This is a genomic window from Pseudoalteromonas sp. S554 (genome assembly GCF_005930865.1).
Taxonomy (GTDB): domain Bacteria; phylum Pseudomonadota; class Gammaproteobacteria; order Enterobacterales; family Alteromonadaceae; genus Pseudoalteromonas; species Pseudoalteromonas marina.
The window spans coordinates 1-4,310 of the sequence record NZ_PNDV01000098.1 but is presented as its reverse complement, the minus strand read 5'-3'; the positions used below and the strand labels follow the sequence as shown (position 1 = coordinate 4,310).

The 4,310-nt window shown below is 41.7% G+C and carries 2 protein-coding genes; one reads left to right on the top strand and one right to left on the bottom strand.

Annotated elements, in window-relative coordinates:
* Positions 1-116 precede the first annotated feature (116 nt).
* The gene (katG, locus tag CWB65_RS17730) at positions 117-2,294 is read right to left on the bottom strand and encodes a catalase/peroxidase HPI (protein WP_138741118.1); all 2,178 of its coding nucleotides are present in this window, start codon (positions 2,292-2,294) and stop codon (positions 117-119) included.
* 675 nt (positions 2,295-2,969) lie between these two features.
* On the opposite strand from katG, the gene CWB65_RS17720 reads away from it, so the two are divergent.
* The gene (locus tag CWB65_RS17720) at positions 2,970-3,854 is read left to right on the top strand and encodes a tetratricopeptide repeat protein (protein ID WP_138741116.1); all 885 of its coding nucleotides are present in this window, start codon (positions 2,970-2,972) and stop codon (positions 3,852-3,854) included.
* Positions 3,855-4,310 lie beyond the last annotated feature (456 nt).

Sequence of the window (4,310 nt, the reverse complement as noted above, 5' to 3'; positions counted from 1 at the left end):
CTTGGCTACTCATTTACTCCTCATTCGCTTCTCTTTGTGCATTAAGATTTAAAAGCTCAGTTATTAAAAACAAAAAAGGAGCATTGCTGCTCCTTTTTAACTTTTACTTAGGTTTATTAAATATCAAACCTGTCGGCGTTCATTACTTTTACCCATACATTTACAAAGTCGTGAACAAAACGGGTTTTATTATCGTCTTGTGCATAAAACTCTGCCAATGCGCGTAAAATTGAGTTTGACCCAAATACTAAATCTACGCGTGTTGCGGTCCATTTAGTTGCACCGCTTGCGCGGTCAACAATGTTGTAAAGGCCATTACCTGTTGGCTCCCAGCGGTTTGCCATGTCGGTTAGGTTTACAAAAAAGTCGTTACTTAGCGTTCCTACATTATTTGTAAATACGCCATGTTGTGTGCCGCTATGGTTTGTGCCAAGCATACGCATGCCACCCATTAAAACCGACATTTCTGGTGCTGTTAAACCCATTAGCTGGCTGCGCTCTAGTAGTAACTCTTCTGCAGACACAACGTAGTCTTTTTTCAGCCAGTTTCTAAAACCGTCGTGAATAGGTTCAAGTACGTCGAACGATTCGGCGTCGGTCATGTCGTCGGTTGCGTCTCCGCGCCCTGGCGCAAACGGTACGTTAACCTCTACCCCTGCGTTTTTAGCGGCCTGTTCAACCGCTGCTGTGCCGCCAAGTACAATTAAATCGGCCATGCTAACAGGTTTACTTAACCCAGCTTGTACTTTTTCAAGAGCCGTTAACACACTTGCTAAGCGTTCTGGTTCATTGCCTTGCCACTCTTTTTGCGGTGCTAAACGAATACGTGCACCGTTTGCACCGCCTCGGTGATCAGAGCCTCGGTACGTACGCGCACTGTCCCATGCGGTGTTAATTAAATCGCTGGCGCTTACGCCGCAATTAAGTAGTGTTACTTTTAAATCGGCGATTTCGGTATCTGTTAGAGTGTAATCAACGCTTGGAATTGGGTCTTGCCAAATTAAGTCTTCGCTTGGTACATCGGCACCTAGGTAGCGCGCTTTTGGTCCTAAATCGCGGTGCGTAAGTTTAAACCATGCGCGTGCAAACACGTCTGAAAAGTATTCAAAGTCGTTATGGAAACGCTCAATTATTTTGCGGTACGCTGGGTCCATTTTCATGGCCATATCGGCGTCGGTCATAATTGGGTTTAAGCGAATTGATGGGTCTTCTACATCGACCGGTTTGTCTTCTTCTTTAATATTTACAGGTTCCCATTGGTGAGCGCCTGCTGGGCTTTTTGTCAGTTCCCATTCGTAATTTAAAAGAAGGTCACAGTAGCCGTTATCCCATTTTGTTGGGTGTGTGGTCCACGCACCTTCAATGCCCGATGTCATTGTATCGCGGCCAATGCCCCGTGTTTTGTGGTTGTTCCACCCCATACCTTGCTCTGAAATATCAGCCGCTTCTGGCTCTGGGCCAAGGTTTGACTCTTTTCCGTTACCGTGTGTTTTACCAACTGTGTGGCCACCTACGGTAAGCGCTGCAGTTTCTTCGTCGTTCATTGCCATGCGGGCAAACGTTTCGCGTACTTGTGCTGCGGTTTTAAGCGGATCAGGTTTACCGTTTACCCCTTCTGGGTTTACGTAAATTAGGCCCATTTGAACAGACGCTAACGGGTTTTCCATTGTGTCGGGTTTATCAACATTTTGGTAGCGTTCGTCGCTTGGTGCTAACCACTCTTTTTCGGCGCCCCAGTATACGTCTTTTTCTGGGTGCCAAATGTCCTCACGGCCACCGGCAAACCCAAAGGTTTTTAAGCCCATTGATTCGTATGCCATGTTACCCGCTAAAATAATGAGATCGGCCCACGAGAGTTTGTTACCGTATTTCTTTTTAATTGGCCAAAGTAAGCGGCGCGCTTTGTCGAGGTTGGCGTTATCGGGCCATGAGTTTAAAGGGGCAAAGCGTTGATTTGCCGTGCCACCGCCGCCACGTCCGTCAGATAAACGGTACGAACCTGCCGAGTGCCATGCCATGCGGATCATTAAACCGCCATAGTGGCCCCAATCGGCTGGCCACCAATCTTGGCTTTGGGTCATTAAGTTTTTTAAATCGGTTTTTACGGCTTCTAGATCTAGGGATTTGAATGCTTCAGCGTAGTTAAATTCGCTACCGTATGGAGAGCTTTTTGTATCGTGTTGATGAAGGATGTCGAAATTAAGTGCATTTGGCCACCAATCTGTGTTTTGGCCTGCTGTTTGTGTATTGCTGCCATGCATTACCGGGCATTTGCCAGCGCTAGAGTTACTCATTATTTAATCCTCTTGGTCTAAAATAAAATACGTAAGCAATGGTTAATTTGTTTAGGTATTACTATTTTGAATTCATGCAAATGTTGCTTAATCAACTGCTTATATACTTGTACTTATTTTGAATTATCAATATAGGCTTATTTTTTGAGCTGTGCCAACAAATGCACCGTATTTAAAACGATTGGACCGATTTATATTTTTGATTGGTATTTAAAAACGAGCATTTAAAAATTTTTGATCTTTTTTTAAATAACGATGATCGAATTAAAAAGTAGCGGCGTAATGGTATGTGAAGGGTTTGAAAGTGGCTTTGGTTTACCACAGCGCACATAGGAATACCCCCCTTCACCATGAAATTGTAGTTATAACGTTAAAGGTGTATTACTAAGCCCAATACACCTTTACTTTATAACTCTAATTTACCTGTTTTTTGTTAGTTGATTTTTATTAGCTAACGGTAGTTAAGTTTTCCCTAACCTTTGATGTTTTAGCAGTTTCAGCCAGCTCACCCAGAGCTGGTTTTTTTTGCCTAAAATTTATTACTGCACACTGCTTCAGTGATAATAATTTATAATGTGCTGTAATCTCGCCTTCAAAACAAAACCCGCCCTAGTGAGTTTAGGTTGTGCGTGTTAATATTATTTTTGCAATTTATTATTTTATTTGGGCATGTTGATGCGTTATTACTTTTATTTACTATGTATTTGTTTTACTTTATTTTTAACGTCGGCTAATGCGGCTGAGCAACAAACAGAAGCCCCCTCAAAGCTACAAGAACAGCAAGCGCTTGAACAACTTAAAGAGCCAATGTATAAACCGCTTATGGAACGCTACATTTTAGATGAGCTAAAAGCGGTTCGCCAAGATCAGCAAAAACTACGTGAAGACGTAACTAAACAAGTAACGCATGCGCAGTTAGACACGGCCGACAGAGCCCTTACTTACACTACCGATACTATAAATAATGTGTTTTTTATTATTACCGCGACGGCATCTATTTTGGTACTTGTTGGCTGGAACTCGCTGCGCGATGTTAAAAATAAAGTAGAAGATATTGTAAATACCCGTGTGAGTGTTATTACGGACGAATACGAAGACCGATTAAAAATTCTAGAAGAAAAACTGCGTGTACGTTCTGAAGAAATACTTAGTAACCAAGAACGTATATCGATTACAAATGAGGTTCACTCGTTGTGGATGCGCGCAAATTTAGAAAGTGATTACGCTAATAAGATCGAGATTTTTGATGAAATTTTAAAACGTAAACCTGAAGACGTTGAGGCTATTGCTTACAAAGCTGATGCCCTGCTTGAAATTAATCAAACCGCCAAGGCGATTGATTTATGTAACCAAGCAATTGATATAGATAGCGATTATGGTTATGCGTATTGGCAACGCGCATGTGCGTTTGCGTTAATACACGAGCACGCCGATGCGCTGGCCGATATAAAAATGGCACTTGAGTATTCACCTAACTTACGTAATGAGCTACTTCACGAAAGTGCATTTGCAAGCCTTCACGATAATAATAGCTTTAATACTATTGTGGCGGGCGAGTAAGTTTAGCTTGCTTATAAAGTTTGTAAAAAAGAGCGAAAGCTCTTTTTTTATGGCTGTAATAAAGCCCTGTGCTTTGTGTATTAAGGTTTTAAAAGATTATTATTCACAAAGAGGTTAAGAGGCGCTGGGCTTTTAGAGGTAAAAATAAGTGATTTAATATTTGATCTGAAACAAGAAGCTGCGCTTCTAACGTGAGCAAGCTCTACGTCTACAAAACAAGGCTAATCTATGACCTGCTCACTTTGTCTTCTCATTTACTCCTCATTTGCTTCTCTTTGTGCATTAAGATTTCAAAAGCAGTGGCTGAATGTAGCCTAAAGACTCGCTTTACTTTCGTAACCGTCGGCTAAACCACACCTAAACATTTATTTTATATTCGCTAAGCTCATTTCTTTTTAATAACAGGAGTGAGTTATGCAAACCAATCGACCACAACAATTGCTAAAATTACATCAC

Coding starts and splice junctions, on each gene's coding strand:
- katG (WP_138741118.1), bottom strand. CDS start 2,294: ATGAGTAACTCTAGCGCTGGCAAATGCCCGGTAATGCATGGCAGCAAT.
- CWB65_RS17720 (WP_138741116.1), top strand. CDS start 2,970: ATGCGTTATTACTTTTATTTACTATGTATTTGTTTTACTTTATTTTTA.